This window comes from Trichococcus sp. ES5 (assembly GCF_900067165.1).
GTDB classification, from domain to species: domain Bacteria; phylum Bacillota; class Bacilli; order Lactobacillales; family Aerococcaceae; genus Trichococcus; species Trichococcus flocculiformis.
The window spans coordinates 1-20171 of sequence record NZ_FJND01000014.1 but is presented as its reverse complement, the minus strand read 5'-3'; the positions used below and the strand labels follow the sequence as shown (position 1 = coordinate 20171).

20 protein-coding genes are annotated in these 20171 nt (G+C 50.8%); 11 read left to right on the top strand and 9 right to left on the bottom strand.

What is annotated here, in order from left to right; all coding sequences use genetic code 11:
- Positions 1–74 precede the first annotated feature (74 nt).
- The 5 genes from TES5_RS10650 (at position 75) to TES5_RS10625 (ending at position 5708) form a co-directional block, all read left to right on the top strand.
- Positions 75–329 carry a DUF6718 family protein gene (locus TES5_RS10650; RefSeq protein WP_068561902.1) on the top strand — a complete coding sequence of 85 codons (255 nt, stop codon included), beginning with the start codon at positions 75–77 and terminating at the stop codon, positions 327–329.
- Between the two features lie 303 nt (positions 330–632).
- Positions 633–1544 carry a LysR family transcriptional regulator gene (locus TES5_RS10640; protein ID WP_068561898.1) on the top strand — a complete coding sequence of 304 codons (912 nt, stop codon included), beginning with the start codon at positions 633–635 and terminating at the stop codon, positions 1542–1544.
- Between the two features lie 201 nt (positions 1545–1745).
- Complete coding sequence (gene metF / locus TES5_RS10635) at positions 1746–2645, top strand: methylenetetrahydrofolate reductase [NAD(P)H] (RefSeq protein ID WP_068561896.1); 900 nt, start codon at positions 1746–1748, stop codon at positions 2643–2645.
- Positions 2642–3307, top strand: a complete 666-nt coding sequence (locus tag TES5_RS10630; RefSeq protein WP_068561894.1) for a vitamin B12 dependent-methionine synthase activation domain-containing protein — start codon at positions 2642–2644, stop codon at positions 3305–3307. Before metF ends, TES5_RS10630 begins: the two co-directional genes overlap by 4 nt.
- A 19-nt stretch (positions 3308–3326) precedes the next feature.
- Entirely contained in the window at positions 3327–5708 is a 2382-nt protein-coding gene (locus TES5_RS10625) for a homocysteine S-methyltransferase family protein (RefSeq protein ID WP_068561892.1), read from the top strand.
- Positions 5709–5765: 57 nt separating this feature from the next.
- On the opposite strand, the gene TES5_RS10620 is transcribed toward TES5_RS10625, so the two are convergent.
- Positions 5766–7004, bottom strand: a complete 1239-nt coding sequence (locus TES5_RS10620; protein WP_198143342.1) for an OFA family MFS transporter — start codon at positions 7002–7004, stop codon at positions 5766–5768.
- Between the two features lie 244 nt (positions 7005–7248).
- Between TES5_RS10620 and TES5_RS15385 the strand changes: the two genes are divergently transcribed.
- Positions 7249–8382 carry a Maf family nucleotide pyrophosphatase gene (locus TES5_RS15385; RefSeq protein WP_198143339.1) on the top strand — a complete coding sequence of 378 codons (1134 nt, stop codon included), beginning with the start codon at positions 7249–7251 and terminating at the stop codon, positions 8380–8382.
- 73 nt (positions 8383–8455) lie between these two features.
- On the opposite strand, the gene TES5_RS10610 is transcribed toward TES5_RS15385, so the two are convergent.
- On the bottom strand, positions 8456–9025 hold the full coding sequence (locus TES5_RS10610; protein WP_068561888.1) for a sugar O-acetyltransferase: 570 nt from the start codon (positions 9023–9025) through the stop codon (positions 8456–8458).
- Between the two features lie 169 nt (positions 9026–9194).
- Here TES5_RS10610 and amrB point away from each other — a divergent pair, with 169 nt between their 5' ends.
- Positions 9195–9686, top strand: coding sequence for an AmmeMemoRadiSam system protein B (amrB, locus tag TES5_RS10605; protein ID WP_178137834.1), 492 nt, complete (start codon positions 9195–9197; stop codon positions 9684–9686).
- A gap of 65 nt (positions 9687–9751) precedes the next feature.
- Entirely contained in the window at positions 9752–10981 is a 1230-nt protein-coding gene (gene metK, locus TES5_RS10600) for a methionine adenosyltransferase (RefSeq protein ID WP_068561883.1), read from the top strand.
- Between the two features lie 136 nt (positions 10982–11117).
- Here the strand turns inward: metK and queC are convergent, their stop codons facing one another.
- From queC to TES5_RS10585, 3 genes are read right to left on the bottom strand one after another with little or no spacing between them, the layout of a single operon-like run.
- Positions 11118–11786 carry a 7-cyano-7-deazaguanine synthase QueC gene (queC, locus tag TES5_RS10595; RefSeq protein WP_068561881.1) on the bottom strand — a complete coding sequence of 223 codons (669 nt, stop codon included), beginning with the start codon at positions 11784–11786 and terminating at the stop codon, positions 11118–11120.
- The gene (queF, locus tag TES5_RS10590; RefSeq protein WP_068561879.1) at positions 11787–12287 is read right to left on the bottom strand and encodes a preQ(1) synthase; all 501 of its coding nucleotides are present in this window, start codon (positions 12285–12287) and stop codon (positions 11787–11789) included.
- An 18-nt stretch (positions 12288–12305) separates the two neighbouring features.
- Positions 12306–12803 (bottom strand): QueT transporter family protein, encoded by a 498-nt coding sequence (locus TES5_RS10585; protein WP_068561877.1) that lies wholly within the window; start codon positions 12801–12803, stop codon positions 12306–12308.
- Positions 12804–13149: 346 nt separating this feature from the next.
- On the opposite strand from TES5_RS10585, the gene TES5_RS10580 reads away from it, so the two are divergent.
- The 3 genes from TES5_RS10580 (at position 13150) to mnmH (ending at position 16360) form a co-directional block, all read left to right on the top strand.
- The gene (locus TES5_RS10580; protein ID WP_068561875.1) at positions 13150–13776 is read left to right on the top strand and encodes an SRPBCC family protein; all 627 of its coding nucleotides are present in this window, start codon (positions 13150–13152) and stop codon (positions 13774–13776) included.
- Complete coding sequence (locus tag TES5_RS10575) at positions 13719–15167, top strand: DEAD/DEAH box helicase (RefSeq protein WP_068561873.1); 1449 nt, start codon at positions 13719–13721, stop codon at positions 15165–15167. Before TES5_RS10580 ends, TES5_RS10575 begins: the two co-directional genes overlap by 58 nt.
- 152 nt (positions 15168–15319) lie before the next feature.
- The gene (gene mnmH / locus TES5_RS10570) at positions 15320–16360 is read left to right on the top strand and encodes a tRNA 2-selenouridine(34) synthase MnmH (RefSeq protein ID WP_178137833.1); all 1041 of its coding nucleotides are present in this window, start codon (positions 15320–15322) and stop codon (positions 16358–16360) included.
- A 296-nt stretch (positions 16361–16656) separates the two neighbouring features.
- On the opposite strand, the gene TES5_RS10565 is transcribed toward mnmH, so the two are convergent.
- From TES5_RS10565 to selD, 4 genes are read right to left on the bottom strand one after another with little or no spacing between them, the layout of a single operon-like run.
- Positions 16657–17820 carry an aminotransferase class V-fold PLP-dependent enzyme gene (locus TES5_RS10565; protein ID WP_068561871.1) on the bottom strand — a complete coding sequence of 388 codons (1164 nt, stop codon included), beginning with the start codon at positions 17818–17820 and terminating at the stop codon, positions 16657–16659.
- The gene (locus tag TES5_RS10560) at positions 17813–18085 is read right to left on the bottom strand and encodes a putative Se/S carrier protein (RefSeq protein WP_068561869.1); all 273 of its coding nucleotides are present in this window, start codon (positions 18083–18085) and stop codon (positions 17813–17815) included. Before TES5_RS10560 ends, TES5_RS10565 begins: the two co-directional genes overlap by 8 nt.
- Positions 18082–18705 carry a sulfurtransferase-like selenium metabolism protein YedF gene (gene yedF, locus TES5_RS10555; protein ID WP_068561867.1) on the bottom strand — a complete coding sequence of 208 codons (624 nt, stop codon included), beginning with the start codon at positions 18703–18705 and terminating at the stop codon, positions 18082–18084. Before yedF ends, TES5_RS10560 begins: the two co-directional genes overlap by 4 nt.
- A gap of 42 nt (positions 18706–18747) precedes the next feature.
- A complete protein-coding gene (gene selD / locus TES5_RS10550; RefSeq protein ID WP_068561865.1) occupies positions 18748–19779 on the bottom strand; it encodes a selenide, water dikinase SelD in 1032 nt (343 codons plus the stop codon).
- Positions 19780–20171 lie beyond the last annotated feature (392 nt).

Genomic DNA, 20171 nt, shown 5'->3' with positions numbered 1-20171 from the left:
TGGGAATGCGAACGCATCATTTTCTTTTACCAAGAATGCGGTCTGTTTGCTATAATGGACTTTGAGGTGAATTCATGAGATTCGTAGTGGCAAGGACATTCAAAAAGAACGGCAGTGCGGCAATCGCAATCGATGCAGTGCCATCCATTTTTGGCTATTCGGAGGAATTGGAGCAACGATTCGGCCGGAAAATCGAGGTGCTCCTCCTGAGCGGGGACTCCGCGGAAGCCTTGGAAGAGGCGTGGCCGGAGTACGCACCGATTGCGGTGACAGAAGACAAAGAAAGCTTCGAACGCATGATAGAAGAAAAAGTCAACCGGAAAAAATAGCATCGGATCGGCTTGGCAGCACATGGGAATGCTGCCAAGCCGGTTTTTTTCGATTTTACTCCGGTGAACGCTTGCCTAACCGGAGCAGAGACTTCAGATTCGCCCTCAACTACGGCGAAAACTGCCTGGCCGGAGCAGCCGGCCCAAGATCCGACATTCCTCCGGTGAACGCTATCTTCACCGGAGCAGGCACCGTTTTTTCGATGCGCATCAGCCCGTCCTTGGCCGTGCGGGAACCCATCTGGTATAATCGGAGCAGAATCAAAAAAGCATGCCAAAGCAACGAGAGGAGAGGCAAGAAACATGACCTTAAAACAATTAAGATACATGCTGGCAGTCGCCCAATACAAATCGATCAATGAGGCCGCCAAAAAATGCTTCATTTCACAACCGAGCCTCTCGAACGCCATCAAGGATCTGGAGGAAGAAATCGGCCTGGAACTGTTCATCCGGACCGCCAAAGGCATCACGCTGACAGCGGAAGGCAGCGAATTTCTGAAGTATGCCCAACAGGTGATCGAGCAAGCCGAATTGCTGGAACAGCGTTACCTCGACAAAAAACCGGCCAAACAGTTGTGTTCCATTTCGACCCAACATTACGCGTTCGCTGTCAGCGCATTCGTGAACATGATCAAAAAGAGCGGAGCGGATGAATACAAGTTCACGCTGCGTGAGACACGCACCCATGAAATCATCGAAGACGTCAAGAGTTTCCAGAGTGAAATCGGCATCCTCTATCTGGATTCGTTCAACCGCAATGCACTCCAAAAAATTTTGCGGGAGAATCAATTGGAGTTCCATCCTTTGTTCGAAGCAGAACCGCATATCTTTGTGAGCGTCCGCAATCCATTGGCGGCCAAACAAAGCGTTACCTTGGCGGATCTCGAGGATTACCCCTACCTCTCGTTCGAACAGGGCGAGCATAATTCCTTCTATTTTTCGGAGGAGATCCTCAGCACCGTTTTCCATAAAAAAAGCATCCTGGTCAGCGACCGGGCAACTTTGTTCAACTTGGTGATCGGCCTTGACGGCTACACTATCTCCACCGGTGTACTTAGTGAAGAGCTGAACGGCACAGATATCGTTTCCGTACCTTTGGATGTAGAGGACAGGATGGTGATCGGTTGGATCGCCAACAAGAAAGCCGGGATCAGCCGGCAGGCGGCCGCCTACATCAAAGAGCTGAAGGCAGTGATCCGGACCTATGGGAATTAAAAGGTCCGGTCTATTTTGGGTATAGTTTTTTGCTATAACTAAATATATTTTTTTGGTGTTACTCTATATCTTCATTCCATGGCATACTATTGGAAATAAATGACTTCTTTCGGGAAGTCATCAACTGACATGATCAATCATACACAAAGTAAGCGCGCTTGAAAAATTGCCACTTTGAACAAATTGAGGGAGGACATGGTTATGAAGATTAGAGAGATGATCAGCAAAGGAGAACCGACCGTTTCATTTGAAATTTTTCCGCCGAAAAGCAGCTATGCCCTTGAGACGGTATTCGACACCTTAACTGAATTGAAGGACCTGCATCCCGATTTTATTTCCGTGACCTACGGCGCTGGCGGGACAGCCCAAAGCAACACGGTCGAAATTGCATCGCGCATCAAAAAGGATTTCGGAATCGAATCGATCGCCCATTTGACCGGCTGCACCTCGACAAAAGAGGGCATGAAAAGGACACTGACATCGATCAAAGACAGTGGAATCGAAAACATCCTGGCTTTGCGTGGGGATATCCCGCAGGAAAAATTGGCGGACAAAAATTGGAATCCGGAATACCGTTATGCTTCCGAGCTCATCGACGACATCAAAGCAGCAGGCGATTTTTCGATCGGAGCTGCCTGCTATCCGGAAGGACATGTCGATTCCATCAACAAAGTGGATGACCTGAAAAATCTGAAAAGGAAAATGGACCATGGCGCTGACTTCATGATCACGCAGCTTTTCTACGACAATGATCTTTTCTATCAGTTCAAGGAGAAACTGGATCTTGTCGGCATCGAACAGCCGGTCATCGCCGGGATACTGCCGGTGCTGAACATCAAACAGGTGAAACGGATCCAGGAAATTTCCGGCTGCAACCTGCCGCCGAAATTTCTGCGCATACTTGATAGATATGCGCACGATCCGGCATCCCTGCAGGAAGCCGGTATTGCTTATGCAGTCGATCAGATCATCGACCTGCTATCTTCAGGTGTGGATGGTGTGCACATCTACACGATGAACAAGCCCGACGCGACAAGAAGAATCATGGAGAACATCTCCTGTGTCCGCAAAGCGGTCTGCAGAAAAGAGCCGCAAAGATGAAGACGGATCTGAAGCTGGTCGCAAAGTATTTGGGCTTCGGCAACAAACAACCGGACGAACGGACAAAGCACGACATGGAGAACATCGCTGCCCAGTTTGAGCAGGCGGTAACCGGGAAATGGACATATGGCCATTATCTCCTGGACCATTCAATTGAAGACTTGATCAAGCTGGAGGGGACTGCAGTGGTTCTTGAAGGGAAAAGCATCAACCGCACGCTTAAGCGCTGTAAAGAAGTCTATATCATGGTCTGCACATTAGGCGCGCAAGGGGACCTCCTCATTGAGCGCAATAAAATGATGTCGCCGACTTTGGGCATGATCGCTGATGCTTGTGCATCCGCATTCGTCGAGACGATTGCGGACAGTTGTCAGCAGGAAATCGAAAGCCAACTGCCAGCGGGAGCCGCACTGACTTTCCGCTACGCGCCCGGATACGGGGATCTTCCTTTAGCCACCAACAAAACGCTGCTAGGGGAATTGCAGTCGGACAAGCGGATCGGGGTCCATCTGACGGATTCGATGCTGATGACACCAAGAAAATCGATTGTGGCGATTTTGGGCGTTCTGGAGGAAGGCACATCCAAAGGCAAGAATCATCGCTGCGGAAACACAAGCTGCAGCGAATGCGATCTGAACGACAGCTGCACGGCCAGAAGTTAAGCCAGGGGGACAAAAAATAATGGATATCAGAAAACAAATTGGGGAAGAATTGCTTCTCTTCGATGGAGCGATGGGCACGATGCTCCAGAAATATGGGATGAAAGCCGGCCAAAACCCGGAAGCGTTGAATCTGGAGGATCCCGAGCTGCTCAGTCGGATCCATCGGGAGTACGTCGAAGCCGGTGCGCAGTTCATCACGACAAATACTTTTGGTGCGAATGCCTACAAACTGGAGGAGACCGGTTACTCCGTTACGGAAGTGATCACTACTGCTGTTGAAATCGCCAAAACGGCAACGGCAGGGACCGAGGCGAAAGTGGCGCTCGATATCGGACCGGTCGGAAAGATGATGAAACCGATCGGATTGCTCGATTTCGACCAGGCTTACGATTACTTCCGCGAACAAGTGATGATCGGGGCTGCGGCCGGAGCGGATCTGATCCTCATCGAAACGATGTCGGATCTGGCGGAAATGCGCGCAGCCGTGTTGGCGGCAAAGGAAAACTGCGACCTGCCGATCTTTGCGACGATGACCTTTACGGAGGACGGCAACACTTTGACCGGAACCGAGCCGGAAATCATGGCGCTCTCCTTGGATGCATTGGGTGTAGATGTGCTGGGCGTAAACTGCTCATTGGGGCCAAAGGAATTGATTCCCATCATCAAAAGGATTTTGGCCTTCACGAATACGCCGGTGATGGTGCAGGCCAATGCCGGTATCCCTGTGACGGAAGCTGGGGTCGCCAAATATAACGTCGCTTCCAAGGATTACCTTGAGGTGGCCAAGGAATTGGCCGGTTTGGGTGTCTCCGTGATCGGCGGGTGCTGCGGCACGACCCCGGAATACATCCGTGATCTGCAGCAGGCCAAGGCGTCTTTTGCGAAAAGGGAAATTAATCAATTGAAGCGGTACGTCTGTTCCGCGCAGAAAAAAGTTTGCCTGGATGGCCAGATCACCCTCATCGGTGAGCGGATCAACCCGTCAGGCAACAAGGCTTTGAAGGAACAATTCGTGGCGGGAAATCCATTGGCGGCCATCAAAGTCGCTTTCGAACAGGTCCAAAAAGGTGCGGATGTGCTGGACGTCAACACCTCTTTGCCGATGATCGACGAAACGGACTATATGACAAAAATCATCGATGGGATGAGCGGCCTAGTGGAAGCGCCGTTGCAGTTCGATTCGACCAAACCGGAAGTGCTTGAAGCAGCTTTGAGACGCTACAGCGGCGTTGCAATCGTCAATTCGGTCAACGGAAAAGAATCCTCTATGGCTAAAATCTATCCGATCGTCCAGAAATACGGCGCCTTTGTCGTGGCCTTGTGTCTGGATGAGGCGGGCATTCCGGATGACGCGGCTGGCCGGACCAAGGTCGCGCAGAAATTGATTGACCGAGCGGGGGAATACGGCATCGGTGCCGAAAGATTGCTTGTTGATTGCCTTGTGCTCACGGCGGCAGCCCAGCAGAAAGCGGTCATGGAGACGTTGAAGGCGTTGCGTTGGGTCAAGGAAAACACGGAAGCATTGACTACTTTGGGACTGAGCAATGTTTCCTATGGACTGCCTTTCCGAGCCTTGATCAACCGTACCTATTTTGCGATGGCTTTGACTTCGGGACTGGATACGGTCATCATCAATCCAGGGGCCGATGGAATCGTCGACACGATGCGGGCCTTTAATGTTCTCTCAGGACAGGACGAAGGCGCCATCGACTATATCGACTACAACAACAAAAAGGCTGTGGTCAAATCTGATGGGCCCAAGCTGGAAAACGTGGTCCGTTCCTACCGGGAAATGCTGTTGGAGGGCGACGAAACAGGCATCATGAAGGCAACAAACGCGCTGCTTAAAGATAATACGCCGTTGGCGGTCGTGGACGATCACATCGTGCCGGCATTGGATGAAGTCGGCAAACTCTATGAGCAGAAAAACATCTTCCTGCCTCAGCTGATCCGCGCCGCCGAAACGGCCGGTAAAGCCTTCGAGACGATCCGTGCAAAACTTGCTGGAGGCAATGAGAAGCTGGAATCGAAGGGAACCATCGTGATGGCTACCGTAAGAGGGGATATCCACGATATCGGAAAGAATCTGGCAAAAGTTCTGCTTGAAAACTATGGCTACGACGTCATCGACCTGGGCAAAGATGTTCCGATCGAAGAGGTTGTGGCGGTCGCCAAGCAACATCAAGTCAAATTGGTAGGACTTTCTGCGTTGATGACGACGACCGTCACTGCGATGGAGGACACAATCTCGGCCCTGCGCGAGGCGGATTTGTCTGTGAAGGTCTTCGTCGGAGGAGCCGTACTGACAGAAAAGTACGCCAAAGCCATCGGCGCGGATTACTACTGCAAAGATGCCCGAGCCGGTGTCACAGTAGCCGAAACAGTTTTCGGACAAGCTTAAAAAAATCCGGCGACGAGTCATACGTGATGACTTGTCGCCGGATTTTTATTCGTTGTGTCAGTGGTGGACAGGATGTCTCTTTTTTTGGTCCGATTTTGCCCGTAACAGGAAAGCGCTGATGAAGAAAGCGACAGCATACATCGCCAAGATGGCATACAAGACATTGTTATACGAGCCGGTCTTCGCGATGATGAGGGCGCTCAGCTGGTTACCGGACAAACCGGCAAAAGCCCAAGCCGATAAAGTCAGTCCATGGACAGTACTGATGGTCTCCATTCCGAAGCGGTCCGCCAATAGCGGTGGAAGACTTGAAAAACCACCGCCGTAACCGGCGTTGATGACACATAGCAACAAAATGATCAGCGGCGCGATGGCATTGTCCACTCCGTTCGCTAAAAGCGTAATCGTCGTAGCTCCAATCGATAGCCCGAAAATCCAAATATAAATGGTATTCCGGTCCTTTAGCCTATCGGCGAACGCCGAAAATCCGAGCCTTCCGCCGGCATTGAAAATCGCAGTCAAGGAACTGATCGTGGCAATTGCGCCAAAACCAATGGAATGAAGCAGATCCTTTTCCTGGGAGATGAGTGCCAGTCCGCAAGTGATGTTGAGATAAAACATCAGCCAGATGCCGATGAATGTCTTATTCTTGAAGATATCAAGCGTATGGGTGCCTTTTGCCTGTGCGCTCACTTCGACCCAATCCGCCGGCTTCTTCAAAAGAAGATGACCCGCGAACATCATGATGAAGTAGACAACAGCCAGGATGTAGAATAGCTTGTAGAGACGAGAAGGATCAGCGAGTGTACCGTCTGAGTTTGTTGCACCCAGCAACATCTCGATGATTGGGCTGGCGATTACTTTGGCCAACCCGAACCCTGCAACCGCTATTCCAGTGGCGAGGCCTTTGTTATTCTTGAACCAAAGCATCAAGGTCTTTACCGGCGAAAGATATCCGATACCGCACCCGATGCCCATCAAAACGCCATAGCTCAGGAAAATCCCGATCAGCGACTTTTGCTGGATGAAAAAGCCGGTACCAGCCATTCCTGCTGCGAAGCACACAGCTGCAATCAAGGAAGCCTTATGGATATCCCTTTCGACGATTTTACCGGCGAAAGCTGCCGACATCCCGAGACAGAAAATTGCCAGACTGAAGGCCCATTCGACCTCGCTTTTCGGCCTTCCGATATATTCGGCGATTCCTCCTTTCAGCAAAGACCAACAGTAGACTGTGCCGATGCTGCAATGGATCAGCAGTGCCGGGATAGCGGCTCGCATCCATTTATTTTCGATATTGTTCATTTTGAAGCCCCCCTTAGGTAATGATAATATGGATTGCGTGAATATTTTATCAAGCTATCGTAATCATACTCTCGATCCGCAGGGAATGCAATCGCTTTCCCGAACAGTGAGAGAGGGCGGTTTGTCTAATCCGGACAATGTTTTTTCCCTAGGAGGCCGCCCAGATGGAATTCTCTGGAAAAATCGAAAATTTGTCGGTAATATGAACTATGTACAGAAAGGGAGGAATCAGCGGATGAAAGTTGAGATCAGGAAAGCGGATCTTCAGGATTTGGTTGCATTGAAAATAATTGAGGATGCGTGTTTTCCGGAAGCCGAGGCAGCGACGCTAGCATCACTCAGCGAGCGGCTGAAACTGTTCCCTGAAAGCTTCCTTGTTGCCGAAGTCGAGGGCGAATTGGTGGGGTTCGTGAACGGGGCAGTCATCGATGAAACGATCATCCGCGATGCCCACTACCATGATGCTGGCCTGCATAATCCGGAGGGTGCTTATCAAAGCGTATTCGGTTTGGATGTGGATCCGGCTTTCAGAAGGCAGGGAATTGCGGAAAAGTTGCTTATGGCACTGATAGATGCCAGCAGGAAAGCGGCCAGAAAAGGCTTGACGCTTTGCTGCAAAGAAGAAAAGATCCCTTATTATGAGAAATTCGGGTTGGTGAACAGCGGCAAATCAAGTTCAACGCATGGGAATGCTGTTTGGTATGACATGATTTTGCACTTTGAAGAAGAAAGGGTAGAACAAATGAATCCGAAAATCATATTGGCGAGCCAATCGCCAAGACGCAGCGAGTTGCTGTCCTTATGCATAAAGAATTTCGCGGTCCAGGCTGCGGATATCGACGAAAAAGCGATAGAAGAACGCATCTTCGCCGAAGCGGGACAGGATCCGTTCGTTGAAACGGCCACTGAGCTGGTGGAAACGTTGGCGCGGGAAAAAGCGGCGGTTATCCACCGTGAGAACAGCGAAGCGATGGTCATCGGCTCCGACACTGTGGTCATGTTGGACGAAAAAATCCTCGGCAAACCGGTTGATGAGGCCGATGCCTATGCGATGTTGCGCGCACTGGCTGGTAAGACCCACTCGGTCCTGACCGGCGTCAGCATTTTATGGGGCGAAAAGGAAGAGACCTTTGCTTCTGAGACGAAAGTCAGCTTCTTTGAGTGGGATGATCGCATGGAGGCGGAAGTGAAGGCATATGTGGCATCGGGCAAGCCGATGGACAAAGCCGGAGCATACGGCATCCAAGAGGAAGCTGCGCTTTGGGTTTCCGGGATCGAAGGGGACTACAATACGATTGTCGGGTTTACAGTCGCCTTGGTCGATAAAGCCATCCATCGGTTGCTGACGGAAGCACAGACAGAGAAGTAGTTGTTGAAAGCAAAGAAACGATCGCGCTCAGCTGGATGCAGCTTACGCGATCGTTTTTTTTTTACTCGTGTATTCAGGACTTTGAATCGGAAAGCTGGATTTTGCGGATGACGCGCGCCGGGTTCCCTGCAATCACGACATTGTCAGGAAAAGATTTAGTCACGACACTGCCCATACCGACGACAACATTGTCCCCCAGCGTGACCCCCGGACCGATTACGGAAGAGCCTCCGATCCAGACGTTGTCACCGATCGTGATCGGTTTGCCGTACTCCGTTCCACTGTTCCGTTCGACCGGATCAATCGGATGGGTGGCCGTATAAAAGCTGACGTTCGGTGCGATCATCACGTTGTTCCCGAATGTGACCGGGCAGGTGTCCAGTATCGTGCAATTGAAGTTCGCATAGAAATTCTCGCCGACAAAGATATTGGAACCGTAGTCCAATGAAAGCGACGGCTCCATGTAGATTTTCTGGCCGGTCTTCCCGAACCAGTTTTTCAACAGCTCGCTGCGCTTGCGGGGGTCTATTTCGTCGTTGAATGCGCGCATGTTTTCACGTGCGTTCTGCCTTAAGGCGACGAGCTCCGCATCACCGGCCAAATAGGGTTCTCCGGCGATCATTTTTTCTTTTTCTGATTTCATTTTATACTCTCCTGACATATAGTATTTTTACTAATTATAGCCCAATATTCACCAACTTGATCAATAAAATGAATCAGAGGCTATTTTACTTTTTCGTTTACAAAAAAATTTATGCCAGTATCAAGGCATGGTGGATTTTTCGGAAATCTGCCTGTTAAATTTTTGTATTGTGAAACCGCATGAAGGCCACGGTTTTGAAGTGCCCATGCATTATCTCGACAGACAACTGCCGCCCAACCTGGAAACGGAAAAGATTTTGGTGACGGTGCCTTCCTACGAGCACTACTACGAATGGGGAAAACGTTATGGGGAAGCTTACGACCAATCGGATCTGCGCACTGCCATCATCGCTTCTTCCGATCTGTCGCACGTGCTGAAGCCGGAGGGGCCTTACGGCTACCATTCGGCGGGGCCTTTGTTTGATAAATTAGTGGTCAAAGCCATTAAGGAAAAGGATGCCGGGCAGCTGTTGCGGTTGGATGCCGGGTTCCTTGAAAGGGCATCGGAGTGCGGGTTGCGCTCCATCCTGTTCCTGATGGGAGCGTTCGAAGGCAGGGCATATGAAGCGGAAGTGCTCTCCTACGAAGGTCCTTTCGGGATCGGTTACCTTGTCGCAACCTTCATGTCTTCGGAGTCCGAAGAGCAAATCAAGGATGCGTGAAGTTTGTAAAACAAGTTTTTGGAAGGTTGTGTCATTCATTTTTTAATAAAAAGAGGCGATAAAGTATGAAGAGAACATTTTTCACCTCGGAATCGGTCATGGAGGGGCATCCGGATAAGCTCTGCGATCAGATAGCCGACGGGATATTGGATGCCATTCTGAAGGAGGATCCGTTCGCGCGGGTGGCTTGCGATGTTTCCGCCAGTACTGGCTTGATCACGGTTTTCGGCCAGATCACGACTGTCAGCACGGTGGATATTCCGGCCATCGTGCGGTCCATCATTCAGGCTGTCGGCTACACGGACAGCGACTTTGGTATCGATGGGAAGGCTTGTTCCGTCCTGATCGGTTTGGACAGGCAATCACCGGATATCGCTGCAGGGGTCGGCTCCTCTTTGGAAAAGCGGCTCGGATCGGACGATGAAGCGGACCAATTGGGAGCAGGCGATCAGGGATTGATGTTCGGCTATGCCTGCAAGGAAACGCCGGAGTTGATGCCGCTGCCGATCATGTTGGCTCATAGGCTGGCCAAAAAGGTTGCCGAGCTGCGGAAATCAGGGGAACTGCCCTATCTGAGGCCGGACGGAAAAACGCAGGTGACCGTGGAATATGCGGACGGCCATGTCAAAAGGATCGAAGCGGTCGTGATCGCCTGTCAGCATGACGAATCGGTCGATCAGGAACGGATCAGAGAGGACATGCTTCGAATGGTGATTCCGGCCGTTATCCCGGCGGAGCTGTTGGATGATCAGACGAAATATTTCGTCAATGCCACCGGCCGTTTCGTCATCGGCGGTCCTGCAGGTGATTCGGGATGGACCGGTAAAAAGATTATCGTCGATACTTATGGTGGTTATGCACGGCATGGCGGAGGCTCCTTCTCCGGGAAGGACCCGACCAAAGTCGACCGCTCCGCCGCATACGCTGCCCGATATGTGGCGAAGAACGTCGTGGCTGCCGGCTTGGCAGACAGCTGTGAAATCCAGCTGGCCTATGTCATCGGAGTGGCGAGGCCCGTTTCCGTCCGTGTTGAAACCTTCGGGACGGCTAGCCTCTCCGAAGAATTAATCGAAGAACTGATCAAGAAACACTTCGACCTGCGTCCAGCTGCAATCATCTGCAATTTTGATCTGCGGAAGCCAATCTACAGAAATCTTGCTTGTTATGGTCATTTCGGCAGGCCCGAATTGGATCTTCCTTGGGAGCGTACCGATAAGGCCGATTTGCTGGCTGATGAAATGAAAGCTTTGAATAAGGATATGGAAAATCAGGAAGGGAATGCTGGACAAGGATAGTAAGCTGGATAGGCAGGAAAGCAAACGTTTGCTTCTGTATGTATGGTGACCCAGAGACTGGACAGTTGCCTTTGGTGAAAATAAATAGCCCTCCGGATGATCCACAGCAGCGGAACAGCCAGAGGGCTATTTTTTCTTATTTATTCAAATATTCTGCCAGTCCGGCGTTGCGGAGTTTGCAGGAAGGGCATTCGCCGCAACCACCGGGGACACCCATATAACAAGTACGGGTATGTTCCTCGATGTAGGCGAGGCAACCCAACTGATCCGCCAGCTCCCATGTCTGGGCCTTTGTCAGGTACATCAACGGCGTTTCGACGTTGAAATTGTAATCCATGGCCAGGTTCAGGGTTACGTTCATCGATTTGACGAACACATCGCGGCAGTCCGGATAACCGCTGAAGTCTGTTTCGCACACGCCTAGGATGATGTTGCGGATGTCTTTGGACTTGGCAAAGATGCCGGCCAGCAACAGGAACAGAGCATTCCGACCGTCGACGAAGGTATTCGGGTAGTCTTCGGCATCTGCTTCCTTGATTGTCTGCGACTCGTCCATCAAGGCGTTCGTCGTGACTTTACCCATGACCTGCGCGTCCAGGATGTGGTGTTCGACCCCAAGATCTTTGGCGATCCATGCCGCACGTTCCAGTTCGATGCCATGGCGTTGGCCGTAGCTGAAGGAAAGGGCTACGGTGTTTGCCGCGCCGTACTTTTGGAGGGATTGGATCAGGCAAGTCGTGGAATCCTGCCCGCCTGAAAAGATGACCAATGCTTGTTTTTGCGTTGTCCCGTTCACATTTTCCATCTAGCGGTTATCGACTTTCTCGGGATAAAGATCGTGCTGCGCCAATCGTTGCCAAGCCACGTCTGCCCATCTTGTGTCGGGTTTGCCGTAGTTGCAGTAAGGATCGATCGAGATGCCGCCTCTCGGTGTGAATTTGCCCCACACCTCGATGTATTTCGGCACCATCAACGCAATCAGATCCTTCATGATGATGTTCATGCAATCCTCGTGGAAGTCGCCGTGGTTGCGGAAACTGAAAAGGTAGAGTTTCAACGATTTGCTTTCGACCATGATCTCTCCCGGGACGTAGGAAATGTAGATGGTCGCAAAATCGGGCTGTCCCGTCATCGGGCACAGGCTTGTGAATTCGGGGCAGTTGAATTTCACAAAGTAATCATTATCAGGATGCTTGTTCGGAAAAGTCTCGAGGACTTTCGGATCGTAGTCCTGCGGATATTTAGTCTGTTGGTTGCCTAATTGGGTGATGCCGTTCAGATCGGCTTCATTTCTGCCTGCTGTCATTGTTGTTCCTCCTTGCGCTTAAGATTTTAATAGTGCAATTTTGTAAAATCGTTTTTCCAGCGCCTGCACCAAAAAGTAGCCGACAAATGCCGGTACCGATTGGCCGATGCAGAGGCTGACGACAAGCGGCAGGAACGGGATGGCCAACAGTTGCGACAGGTAGATCGGCACAACGATTCCAGGGACGAAGATGATCGGCAGGATCAGGCACCACTTCGGCAGGTTGTATTTGCGGACAGCGTAAACGAGCAAAGCCGTGATGATACCGACCAAGGTTCCTCCAATCATGTCAATGATCCCAAGTCCACCGAAGAACAGGTTCGACATAAGATTGGCGAGACCAGCCGGGATGATCAGAAACGGGTTAAAATAAGCTAGGGCGTAAAGAGTTGTGGCGATGCGGATTTGATATTGTCCAAAAGCGAAAGATTGCGTCAGAGCCATGATGACGATGTACATAGCGATGTACATTGCTGAGAAAGTCAATTTTTGTGTTTTTGTGAATGTTTTTTGCATCGATCCACCTCCTAATATTTTTTACAACGCCTTACAAGAATAGACAAAAAAAGACGCACGGATGCCGAGAAGGTTGTCTCTAAGGAGAGAACAAGCCAACTCAAAAAACATTCCTGCGTTTTGATTGCATGATTCTATTACCCTAGTTTTATTTTACGACAGGATGGTTACGAACTGTCCCGAACAGTTTAACAAAGAATGGCGTCCTTGCCAAGAGTGGTTTTCGAAGTTTAGCGAGCCAAGTTTGTCTAAGGGAATTCATTTGATTATAATGAAGCTAAAGATAACGTTATCATAGTCGCTTATTAAGAGTGGATAGGTTCAATCAGCAGGAAGGATGAATAAAATGGACTACATCAAAAGCCACATCAAAAAAAGCATTTTTATTGAAGCACCACTGAGCAAAGTATGGCAATACGCCGCCAATGTGGGAAATTGGCAAGACATTTATGAGGATCTGAAAATCTTCAAGCAGATCAGCGGGGCCGGCGGGCTGGGCAGTGTCTACAAAGCAGATTACGATATGTTCGGGAAAATGGTGCCGGTGAACATCGAGGTGCAGCAGGCGGAGCTGTTTCCTGAGGAGTTCGTTATGCGTGCAGCCATCCGGGTGGACACGTTCGATCCGAAGGAAGATTCTTTCGTCCGCCAAAATTACACGGCCAAAGCGGAGGAGGCCGGAACAACTTTAAACTTGGAAAGTATTCAGAATATTCCCTACATTGATAAGCACAAAACGTTCGATAAAGAAGAGTATCTGGAAAAACGGGATGAGGTTGCGCAGCAAGCCATTGAACGGATCAGGCTGTTCTGCGAGGACCAGCAACGGAAAAGGAACGGGACTACAACAAAAGTTTCGTTCCTTTTGCATTTTTCTGTTATACTGAAGCGACTAAAAAGTGAAAGTAGGACAAGATGGAACATACAACATTTGAAAGCTTCGCAATCAGCGAAGAAATCGTTACGGCACTAAAGGCATTGCGTTATTTCAAACCGACGCAAGTACAACAGGAGGTCATCCCGCTGACCTTAAAGGGCAAAGATATCATTGTCGAATCGCAAACCGGCAGCGGCAAGACCGTCAGTTTCGGCGTACCGTTGTGCGAGAGTGTAAGCTGGGAGGAAAACCGTCCGCAGGCGCTGATTTTGGTTCCGACAAGGGAGCTGGCTTTGCAGGTGAAAGAGGACATCACCAACATCGGACGGCTGAAGCGGATCAAGGCTACTGCTGTCTTCGGCAAAACTTCCTTCGATACGCAAAAATCGGAATTGAGACAGAAAAGCCATATCGTAGTCGGCACTCCGGGCAGGGTATTGGATCATCTGCAAAAAGGGACAATGAAATTTGACAAGATACGCTACCTGGTACTTGATGAGGCGGATGAGATGCTGAATATGGGCTTCATTGAGCAAGTGGAAGCCATCATCGATTTCCTTCCGAAACAAAGACAAACGCTGCTGTTCTCCGCGACCATGCCGAGTGAAGTGGTTCGTTTGGCAAGCTTCTACATGAAAAACGACCGCGTATCGGTGAAAATGGAAAGCGATGAGGCATCCAAGCCGAAGATTCTGCAATCCTTCATCCGTGTCCAAGAATCGGGCAAAGCCAAGCAACTATTGGATCTGCTGACCGTTGAGAATCCGGACAGTTGCATCATCTTTTGCAATACGCAGGAAGCCGTAAACGGACTGTACACATTCTTAAGTAAAGCCGGTTTGCCGATTGATAAGATGCATGGCGGGATGGTGCAGGATGACCGCACTGCCGTTATGGAAGATTTCCGCAAAGGCAGGCTGCGTTATTTGGTGGCTACGGATGTGGCTGCGCGCGGGATTGATGTCGATAACGTGACCCATGTCGTCAATTACGATGTTCCCGAGGAGAAAGAAAGTTTCATCCACCGTACCGGCAGAACCGGCCGCGCCGGCAAAACGGGGGTAGCCTTGACCTTGGTTACGCCTAGTGAGGAAAGAAGCTGGCAGGGAGTGAAAGACTTTGCGCAGCAGGAAATCACTGAAATCAATCCGCCGAGCGCTCGCTTCGTGCAGCATCATAAAGCGACTTTCGAAAAGAAACTGCAGGAACGCCCCGTCATCAAACAGGCACGGAACCGGGAATTGAACAAGGACATCACCAAAGTCTATTTCAACGGCGGCAAGAAGAAAAAACTGCGCGCCATCGATTTCGTCGGCACGCTGACCAATATTCCCGGCATCGATGCGGATGATATCGGCATCATCACGATCCAGGAAAACGTGACATACATCGAAATCCTGAATGGCAAAGGCCCTTTTGTGATTTCCGAGATGCAGAACCGCACCGTCAAAGGCAAAGCATTGAAAGTGCATAAAGCAAAGAAATAGATGCAGCAAAATTGAACGCTTGAATGCGACGACCCGCATGTCTCCGTTAATTGAGGAGCTTGTCGGGTCGTTTTCATGTACTCGCCTCAAGATTTCGGGTGGCATTCCTGCCCGGCACAGGCTATACTAATAACCAGAAAGTGGTGAACCAATTGAAACCAGTCGCAACGTATGAAGAAATAGAACAACAACGCGGAGACAAATCGATTCTGTATGTGGACGTCAGGAGTCCGTCAGAATATGCGAAGTCGACCATACCGGGTGCCGTAAATGTACCGGTCCTGGATGATGAGGACCGGAAAGTGGTCGGGACGCTTTACGTCGCCGGCAAAATCGACGATGCTAAAAGCCACGGCATCCAAACTATATCTCCGAGATTGCCTGAGATGTTCAGTCTTTTCCAGGAATATACGAAAGCCTACGACCAAGTCGTCATCTTCTGCAGTAGGGGAGGGTTCCGCAGCAATTCGATTTTTTCCTTGCTTAAATCTTTGGGGATGAATGTCCACCGAATGGAAGGCGGCTACAAAAACTACCGCAGCACGATCAATAATCTGATTCCCGTATTGTTCGAAAAGATCCAGTTTGTGACCCTCTATGGCAACACTGGGACTGGGAAAACAGCCATCCTGGAGCAACTGAAGAAACGTGGAGCCAATGTGCTTGATTTGGAGGCCTGCGCCAACAACAGAGGGTCCGTCTTCGGAGGCGTCGGTCTGAAGAAGAAACAGCCGCACAACCAAAAAATGTTCGAAAGTCTGTTGGTCGAGAGCGCAACCGGCTGGAAGGAACCGCTGGTCGTCTTTACTGAAGGCGAAAGCAAGCGGATCGGACAGGCCGTACTGCCGCCTGCGTTGATTGATGCGATGCAAAAAGGCATAAACCTGAACATCGAGGCTTCATTGGATTACCGGATCGGACAGATCAAAAAGGATTATCTCCACAGCAATGAAACAGAGCTTCTCGCGGCCCTGGACCGCTTGAAATCTTATCTGAATGAGGCGCGTGTCGAGGGCTACAAGGAACAAGTGCGCCAGCACGATTTCGAAGCTGTCATCGCAGATCTATTGGTGAAATACTATGATCCCCGCTACAACTTCAACAAAAAGGAATTTTCCGCCGTTTTCCGCAACGAAGACGCCGCAGCAACGGCCGAAGCCATTCTGGAATGGATGAAGCAGAGGAACGATTGACTAGAGAGAAAATAAAACAGAGCAGCTGCCCTTGATGATTGGGGTGGCTGCTCTGTTTTTTTGGATATTTTGCAAGAAGATACTCGTTATATTAAGACGCTCGTGCTCTGGTTGTCCGATTCTTCGGGGTTATCGGACAATGCGAAGACCATATATGCCTTAGTTGTCCGATTCTTCGGGGTTATCGGACAACTCGAAGAACATATATGACTTGGATGTCCGATTCTTTCCGGTTATCGGACATCGCGCAGAGCATTCGTAATCTGGCTGTCCGATTATGTCTAGTTATCGGACAGCTAGTAGTCTTCTTCCGCCAAGCTCCTCAGCGCTTTGGCTGCGTAGTCGATTTCCTCCACCGTATTGAAGCTGGAGAAGCTGAAACGGACCATACCGTTTTTTTCTGTTCCGAATGCTTGATGGATGAGCGGCGCGCAATGGGCGCCGGGACGCACTGCGATTGCGTAATCCATGAAGAGAGCATCGCTGAGGTCGCCGGAGGACCAGCCCTCCAGATTCAGCGAAACGACCGGCGCACGCTCAACGTCCTCCATAAAGCTGCCGTAGATGGTGATTCCCGGGATGTCCTTGATTTGGTCATGGAAGCGGAAAGTCAGTTCCTGCAACTGGCAAGTGATTGTCGCCAGCCCTTTTTGACTGATGTAATCCACACCGGCGGAAAGGCCCGCCAAGCCATGGACATTCTGGGTGCCCGGCTCGAACAAAGTCGGCATCTCTGTCGGGTATTGCTTGTCGAAAGAATGGAAGCCACTGCCGCCGGTGAACACCGGCACGAATTCCAAGGGCCTGTCGCCGAGGCAGATGCCCCCCGTTCCTTGAGGGCCGTAGAGTCCTTTATGGCCGGTGAAGCAGAGGATATCGATGTGCTGCTTCACCATGTCGATGGCGAGGACGCCTGCGCTCTGGGAAGCATCGACGATGAAAATCAGGTCGTGCTCCCGACAAAAAGCGCCGATCCGTTCCAGATCCGCCGCGTTGCCGGTGACATTCGAGGCATGGTTGACCACGACTGCACAGGTATCTACTCGCAACAAGCGCTCGAAATCGGAATAAAGGAGCGTCCCAAACTCATCAACGCCGACAAAGGATAGGGCAGTGCCCTGTTCTTCCAATTGGTAAAGCGCACGCAGCACGGCATTGTGCTCCGTCAAGGTGGTGATGATGTGGTCATCCGGGTTCAACAAGCCCTTCAGGACCATGTTCAGCGATGCGGTGGCGTTTGATGTGAAAGCGACGTTTGCCGCATCCGGCACACCGAATAGGGCGGCCGTTTTTTGGCGCAGCCTTTCCGTCAACCGCAATGCGTTCAGGGAAACGGTATGGCTCCCCCTGGCAGGGTTGCCCAGCTGAGCGTCGGCGATGGCATGATAGACAGCTTCAGCCACCGCCGCCGGTTTCTTCAGCGTGGTTGCACTGTTGTCGAAATAATAAAGTTCAGTCATGCCATTCCTCCACAGTTTTTATCCGGTTCTCAAAACGCACTTCGTAGCAGCCATCGTTGGAAATGGCCTGCTCCGACAACAACAAGCGGACAGCGTTCAGTTCGTCGAGATGCGTCTGCAGCACCAATCCGCATCCGGCCGAAATCTGTTCCGGCATGGGAATCAGCCGGCATTCCCTATCGGCATCCAGGACAATAGCTTCAGCGGCTGCCGCGGCCTGAGACGTCGGAAACGCGACGATGCCGTAATGTTTGCGGTCGATCATGGCGATACGGTCTTGGCGGTGCGCAGGATCTCAACGATGCGGTACATGTTCGTGAAAGTACCAACAGCCAATTTGTCCTTCACGCCGTAAAATTCTCCGCAAATGCCGCACGTAAGCACCTCGACGCCGTCTTCCTCCAGCGCTTTGAGGTCGTCCAACACGGCTGAACCTTCCGTCGTCAGCAACGCGCCGGCATTGTAACACAGTACTTTATCGGGCAGGACTTCCTGCTCCGTCAGGGAGAAGAGGAAGCTTTTCATCAACGTACGGCCCAATTCTTCGCTGCCGTTGCCGATGAAGTCGCTGTTCAATACGACGACATAACTTGCTCCGGATGGTGCGACTGTGTCGGTGGCTTGCTCCGGAAGCGCGGTGTGTTCGGCGGCGTGTGCTTCGTTACCGGCATTCGGATCCGAAAGCTGGACTTCATAAAGGGAATCGTTGATTTTTTCGACTTGGACTGAAAGCTTCAGTTGCTCCGCCATCTTGGCAAGGTTCTGCGTCGCAATCTCATTGTCCACGCTGATGAGTATGGCCTCCCCGTTGCTCTCCTTCAAAGCCCTTTTGGTCAGAATGACCGGCATCGGACACGCTTGTCCGACTGCATCTATTTTTTTCATGATCGTTTCCTCCTGGTTAAGTCATATTTTTTCATGCTTTTCTCAATGGACGACCGTGATCTTCTTGGCGTCCTTTTCGGTCACTTCGCCGATGATGGCGCAGGGCAAGCCCAATGCTTCAATTTCAGCAAGCAGAGCGGCCGCTTCTTCGACTGGGACGCTCACCAGCAAGCCGCCGGATGTCTGCGGATCGAAAAGGATTTCCTCCAAGGCATAGTCATCGATCTGGAAATCGACATCGGCTTCCAAATGGTTGCGGTTGCGCTGTCCGCCGGCTGTGATCAGAAATTCCTTGGCTCCCTGATAGGCTCCGCGCAGGCAAGGCACACTGTCGGCGTAGACCGTTGCGGAACAGCGGTCGCTGACCATTTCCGACAGGTGCCCCAACAGGCCGAAGCCGGTGATATCCGTGCAGCTGTGGACGGTGTACTTTTTCAGGATTTCCGCCGCATAACGGTTCAGCGTCGTCATCGAGGTGACCGCTTGATCGAAGGCTTCCTGCGCCATTTCACCTGCGCTGTAAGCCGTCGTGATGATGCCGGTCCCCAATGGCTTCGTCAGCAGCAGGACATCGCCTGGTAGACAGGTATCATTACGGTAGATTCGATCGGGATGGACTCTTCCCAATACCGATAGACCGTATTTGGGCTGGGGGTCGTGTATCGAATGTCCGCCGACCAGCACGCCGCCTGCCTCCTGGACTTTCTTGAAGCCACCCGCCAAAATTTTCCCGAGTGTATCGGTGCTTTTTGTTTCGGGCCAGCAGACGATGTTCATGGCCGTCAGCACTTCGCCGCCCATCGCAAAGACATCGCTCAAGGCGTTGGCAGCAGCGATTTCCCCGAAGAGCGAGGCATCCGCGACCATTGCGGGAAAGAAGTCCAACGTCTGGATCATGGCCGTCTCGGCGTCTATCCGGAACACCGCCGCATCATCGGACGAGTCGAAACCGACCAAAAAATTCGGGTTTTCCTGTTTCGGAAACTGGCTGAGCAGATCGCCCAGCACGCCGGGGCCAATTTTCGCATTGCACCCCCCGCAGATAAATAGTTCATTTGATAATTCCTGTTCCATATTTCTCACTCCTGTAGGTCATGACGTACTGTCAAAGTTTAGCTCTGCCAGACGTTCAATTTTGTATTTTTTCATTGATTTAACGGGGTTAACGACAAAAACAACTTGCCACCCCCCAATTTTTGGTTAATAGTAATGGTAACTACACCGCACTATTTCCCCAAAAGAAAGGAAGATGACAAGTTGCTACCTCTATTATTAACCTATTTAGTTGATATTATCAAGCGTCAACGAATGATTATTCTTGCGTTAATGAAGCTAGTAATCCTGTTGACGAAAAATTCCCGTATGCCTCAGTTAACTGCTCCGGATAATTTAAATTACCAGAAGCTCAAAGTCGATGAACTGCCTTTGATCGAAAAAGTTGAAAAGTTGGACTATCATCTGCTTCT

Bases quoted from the DNA above. Each gene is read 5' to 3' on its own strand.
- TES5_RS10650 (WP_068561902.1), top strand. From the start codon at position 75: ATGAGATTCGTAGTGGCAAGGACATTCAAAAAGAACGGCAGTGCGGCA.
- TES5_RS10640 (WP_068561898.1), top strand. From the start codon at position 633: ATGACCTTAAAACAATTAAGATACATGCTGGCAGTCGCCCAATACAAA.
- metF (WP_068561896.1), top strand. From the start codon at position 1,746: ATGAAGATTAGAGAGATGATCAGCAAAGGAGAACCGACCGTTTCATTT.
- TES5_RS10630 (WP_068561894.1), top strand. From the start codon at position 2,642: ATGAAGACGGATCTGAAGCTGGTCGCAAAGTATTTGGGCTTCGGCAAC.
- TES5_RS10625 (WP_068561892.1), top strand. From the start codon at position 3,327: ATGGATATCAGAAAACAAATTGGGGAAGAATTGCTTCTCTTCGATGGA.
- TES5_RS15385 (WP_198143339.1), top strand. From the start codon at position 7,249: ATGAAAGTTGAGATCAGGAAAGCGGATCTTCAGGATTTGGTTGCATTG.
- TES5_RS10610 (WP_068561888.1), bottom strand. From the start codon at position 9,025: ATGAAATCAGAAAAAGAAAAAATGATCGCCGGAGAACCCTATTTGGCC.
- metK (WP_068561883.1), top strand. From the start codon at position 9,752: ATGAAGAGAACATTTTTCACCTCGGAATCGGTCATGGAGGGGCATCCG.
- queC (WP_068561881.1), bottom strand. From the start codon at position 11,786: ATGGAAAATGTGAACGGGACAACGCAAAAACAAGCATTGGTCATCTTT.
- queF (WP_068561879.1), bottom strand. From the start codon at position 12,287: ATGACAGCAGGCAGAAATGAAGCCGATCTGAACGGCATCACCCAATTA.
- TES5_RS10585 (WP_068561877.1), bottom strand. From the start codon at position 12,803: ATGCAAAAAACATTCACAAAAACACAAAAATTGACTTTCTCAGCAATG.
- TES5_RS10580 (WP_068561875.1), top strand. From the start codon at position 13,150: ATGGACTACATCAAAAGCCACATCAAAAAAAGCATTTTTATTGAAGCA.
- TES5_RS10575 (WP_068561873.1), top strand. From the start codon at position 13,719: ATGGAACATACAACATTTGAAAGCTTCGCAATCAGCGAAGAAATCGTT.
- TES5_RS10565 (WP_068561871.1), bottom strand. From the start codon at position 17,820: ATGACTGAACTTTATTATTTCGACAACAGTGCAACCACGCTGAAGAAA.
- TES5_RS10560 (WP_068561869.1), bottom strand. From the start codon at position 18,085: ATGATCGACCGCAAACATTACGGCATCGTCGCGTTTCCGACGTCTCAG.
- yedF (WP_068561867.1), bottom strand. From the start codon at position 18,705: ATGAAAAAAATAGATGCAGTCGGACAAGCGTGTCCGATGCCGGTCATT.
- selD (WP_068561865.1), bottom strand. From the start codon at position 19,779: ATGGAACAGGAATTATCAAATGAACTATTTATCTGCGGGGGGTGCAAT.